The organism is Microbacterium sp. Bi128 (genome assembly GCF_918698205.1).
On sequence record NZ_CAKKMM010000610.1, the window covers coordinates 1 to 2,893 of the forward strand.

At 70.4% G+C, this 2,893-nt stretch carries 3 protein-coding genes; all 3 read right to left on the bottom strand.

The genetic code is table 11. The features are described 5' to 3' along the window. The coding region (locus LQV45_RS23695; RefSeq protein WP_230009084.1) for an LCP family protein at nt 1-1,109 on the bottom strand (1,109 nt) is incomplete at its 3' end. Nucleotides 1,110-1,188: 79 nt separating this feature from the next. Further along, complete coding sequence (locus LQV45_RS23700) at nt 1,189-2,361, bottom strand: ABC transporter substrate-binding protein (RefSeq protein WP_230009085.1); 1,173 nt, start codon at nt 2,359-2,361, stop codon at nt 1,189-1,191. Between the two features lie 80 nt (nt 2,362-2,441). After that, nucleotides 2,442-2,893, bottom strand: a 452-nt coding sequence (locus LQV45_RS23705; RefSeq protein ID WP_230009086.1) for an ABC transporter permease, incomplete at its 5' end; no start/stop codon positions are given.

A 2,893-nucleotide genomic window follows, 5' to 3' on the forward strand; every position in this document is an offset into this window, starting at 1 on the left:
GTGGGGGCGGGTGCCGACGGGTCGGCGATCACGCCGCCGTTGGCTCCGGCCTCACCGGTGAGCGCGAGCGGCGCGTTGCGCGCGAGCGCATCCCACAGCACGGCGGCGGAGGCCTCGTCGGGCACGACGCGGTTGGGGTCGGCGGGGTCGTCGAGCACGGGGAACTGCACGAACGTGATGTCGTCGAACGGGACGTCCTTCAGCGTGTAGGCCAGCTGCGCGATGCGGATCGGGTCGGCCAGGCTCTCGCTGGGCGTGGTGTTGTTCACCGCGGTGTTGGCCAAGCCGATGAGCGTGCCGGGGTTGGAGAGCACCTCGTCGCTGCGGAGCTTGTTCACCAAGCGCGACAGGTACTGCTGCTGGTTGCCGATGCGGGCGAGGTCGCTGCCGTCGCCGATGCCCTTGCGCGTGCGCAGGAACGCGAGGGCGTCGTAGCCGGTCACCACGCGCGGACCCGGTTCCCAGTCGATGCCCGCGTCGGGGTCGTCGATGCCCTCGCCACCGATGCACACTTCGACACCGCCGATCGCGTCGGTGATGTTCACGACGTTGCCGAAGCTGACCTTCGCGGCGAAGGGGATGCTCTGCCCGCTGAGCTCGGACACGGTATCGGCCACGCACGTCAAGCCGCCGTCCTCGTACGCGCTGTTGATCGGGGCCTTGAACGCGCCGCCGAACACCGAGCCGTCCGGGGCGGTGCACTCGGGGATCGTCAGCTGAAGATCACGGGGGAAGGACACGACCGTGACCCGGCGGGGGTTGGTCGAGACGTGGACGAGCATGTTGACGTCGTTGCGCGTGCCCTCGTTCTCGGGGTCGGAGCAGCGGGCCCCGAAGGCCTCGCGCACTTGGTCGTCGCATTCGTCGGTGCCGACGACCAGCACCGAGAAGGGATCCGCGTAGGCGCTCAGCGCCGGTGGCTGTGCCGGGGCGTCCTTGAGGGGCACGGCCGCCTCCTGCAGCCTCTTCGTCAGCGACCAGGCGTAGAAGCCGCCGACGGCGACGGCGGCCACGACGACGACCGTCACGACGATGGCGAGCGCCTTCGCTCCGCGACGCCAGCCCGAGGTCGGCTGACGGCGCGCGTGCTGGGCCGGGGGCTGCGTCATCCGGGTAGTCAACCACGCCCTCCCGGGAACGGACCGCGACACGGGGCGGCCGATGCGCGACCGGCCGCCCCGCGGTGCTCTACTGGCCGCCTTCGGTGAGGGTGACCTCGATCGGCGTGTACGCGCCGTCGACGCTCACCCCGTCCTCCTTCAGCGCGGCCAGGGCGGCTTCGATGTACTCGTTGGAGTAGGCCGATGCCGGGGGCTCGGCCGTGATGAGGTTGAGTCCGTCCTGGTTGACGGCGGCCATCGCGCCCTTGACGGTCTTGTCCCACGCGGCGGAGTCCACCACGCCGAAGTCGCCGCCGGTCCAGATGAGCTTGTTGACCTCGTTCATCTGCCACAGCTGGTGGACGGGGCCCACGGGGAACGCGCTCACGCCCGGGGCGGTCGCGGCCGCGTACGTGATGTCGGCGGCCTCGGTGGGGTTGTCGCGCGCGAACACCCAGCCCTTGATGACGGCCTTCAGGAATCGCGTGGCCGCGTCGGCGTACGCGGGGTCGTCCGCGAGGCGCTTCGTGTCGGCCCAGATCGCGTCCTGCAGCATGGCGCCGGCGGTGTCCTCGTACGAGATCACGTCGATGTCGTCCATCGTGTAGAGCTTCCCGGTGGCGGGGTTCACGGTCTCGAGCAGCTGCGCGAGCTCGTTGTAGGTCATCGCCTGGGCGGCATCCACGTCCTTGTCCAGGAGCGCGTTCATCGAGAAGTCCTGCGTGGTGATCTGCACGGTCGAGGCGTCCAGACCCTGGTCGGCCATCGCGGCGAAGATCTCCCACTCGTTGCCGAAGCCCCACGAGCCGATGCGCTTGCCCTCGAAGTCGTCGACGCCCGTGATGCCCGAGCCCTTCCACGACACCTGGGTCGTGCCGGACTTCTGGAACACCTGGGCGATGTCGGTCAACTCCACGCCCTGGTTCTCCATCGTGCCGAGCACCTTCGGCACCCACGCGACGGCGAAGTCGACGTCGCCCGCGACGAGGGCGTCCTGCGGCACGATGTCGCCGCCCGAGGGGACGACGTCGACCTCGTCGAAGCCCTCCTCCTGGAAGTACCCCTTGTCGAGGGCGACGTAGTAGCCGGCGAACTGCGCCTGCGGCAGCCACTGCAGCTGCAGCTTCACCGAGGTCAGGGGCGTGAAGTCGCCCTCGGAGTCGGCGGGCGCGCTGGAGCTTCCGGCGCAGGCGGAGAGGGCGAGGGACGCGACGGCGATCCCCGCGACCGCGCTGAGGGCGCGGCGTGTGCTGTGTGTCATGGGTGTCCTTTCGGGTGCGGGTGGTGCGGCGTGGAGCGGGTGGAACCTGTTCTGTCGAGGGCGGGTGGAAGGGATGCCGGTCAGGCCGGCGGACGCCCCGCGCCCAGGCGACGCGAAACGACGCGTTCGAGCAGCGAGGTGACGAGGAAGAAGACGAGGCCGATCACGATGCCGCCGCCCACGAACGCCCACGCCAGGGCGGCGCGTCCGGATTTGGCGTAGGTCGCGATCGCGGTGCCGATGCCGTCGGCCGGGCCGCCGAAGTACTCGGCCACCAGGGCGGAGATCACCGCGAGCGATGCGGCGACCCGGATGCCGGTGAGCAGGTACGGCAGGGCGACGGGCAGGGTCAGGAGACGGAACGTCTGACCGCCGGTGGCGGCGGTGGCGCGGAAGAGGTCGCGCTGCACGGGGCGGGTCTGGCGGAGTCCGCGGAGGGTGTTGACGAACACCGGCACGAAGGCGGCGATCGCGGCGACGGCTTGCCGGCCGAACTGGCTGGAGGCGCCGAACATCGTGTTGAGGATGGGGG

Excerpts from the sequence above, each read along its gene's own strand:
- LQV45_RS23700 (WP_230009085.1), bottom strand. The coding sequence starts at position 2,361 with ATGACACACAGCACACGCCGCGCCCTCAGCGCGGTCGCGGGGATCGCC.